We start from the raw sequence: 1,221 nt of genomic DNA, 5'->3' as shown, positions 1-1,221 counted from the left end.
TCGCGTGACCAGGGCACCCGGATGCCGTGCGAGGTGCTCCAGCATCCGCCACTCCGTCGGCGTCAGGTGCACGCGAGTTCCGGCGCGGGTCACGGTCTTGGTCGCGAGGTCGACCACGACGTCGCCGAACGCCACCGTCGACTCCCCGTTCGCCGGCATCGACCGGCGGGACAGCGCCCGCAGCCGCGCGAGCAGCTCGTCCACCTGGAAGGGTTTCGTCACGAAGTCGTCGGCACCGGCATCCAGAGCCTCGACCTTGTCGGCCGACCCGGTGCGGCCGGAGACCACGATGATCGGCACGTTCGTCCACCCGCGCAGCGCCTGGATCACCTCGATGCCGTCGAGCCGTGGCATCCCCAGGTCGAGCATGATGAGGTCGGGATGCGTCTGTGCGGCAGCAGCGACCGCGGCGGCACCGTCGGCCGCCACGACGACCTCGTATCCATGGGCGGCGAGCGTGATCCGCAGCGCCCGCACCATCTGCGGGTCGTCGTCGGCGATGAGGAGCTTCACTCCGTCTCCTCCGTGTCGTGATGCCCTGCGCCGAGTGGCAGGGAGATGACCATGGTGAGGCCCCCGCCGGGGGTGTCCTCGGGTGTCAGGGTACCGCCCATGCCCTCGGCGAACCCGCGCGACAGGGCGAGCCCGAGCCCGAGCCCCGTGGTGTTGTCGGTGTCGCCGAAGCGCTGGAACGGCTGGAAGATGCGGTCCCGTCGCTCGGGTGAGACCCCGTCGCCGCGATCGATCACCCGGATCTCGGCGCGATCGCCGAGGGCACTGGTCGAGACGATCACCCGGCTGCCCTCGGGCGCGTGGCGGTGCGCGTTGGCGAGCACGTTCACCAGCACGCGCTGCAGCAGGACGGGGTCGGCGAACACCGGCGGCAGCTCGGGGTCGAGGGCGAGCTCGACGTCGGCAGGGCCGAGCCCGAGCTCATCGATGGCGGCGAGCACGGTGCCGGCGGCATCCATCCGAGAGGAGGAGACCGCGAGCACCCCGGCCTGCACGCGGCTCACGTCGAGCAGGTCGGTGACCAGGGTCGACAGGGTGGCGAGGCTCTCGTCGGCGGTCGCGAGCAGCTCCGCGCGATCGGATGCCGAGAGCTCGTGCGCGCCGCGCAGTCCGCCGATCGCCGCGACGGCCGAGGCCAGCGGGCGCCGCAGATCATGGCTCACGGCCGACAACAGCGCGCTGCGCACCTGGTCGGTCTCGGCCAGGGCC

General features: G+C 72.2%; 2 protein-coding genes. Both read right to left on the bottom strand.

Going from position 1 to position 1,221, the window contains the following annotated elements:
* The coding region (locus tag ACNPM4_RS17525; RefSeq protein ID WP_448986531.1) for a response regulator transcription factor at positions 1-513 on the bottom strand (513 nt) is incomplete at its 3' end.
* On the bottom strand, positions 510-1,221 hold a 712-nt coding region (locus ACNPM4_RS17520), incomplete at its 5' end, for a sensor histidine kinase (RefSeq protein ID WP_448986530.1). The genes ACNPM4_RS17520 and ACNPM4_RS17525, both read right to left, overlap by 4 nt.

It is taken from the genome of Microbacterium umsixpiens (assembly GCF_053543675.1).
Note: the sequence above shows the minus strand (reverse complement) of the source record. Positions and strands in the feature narration are given on the sequence as shown.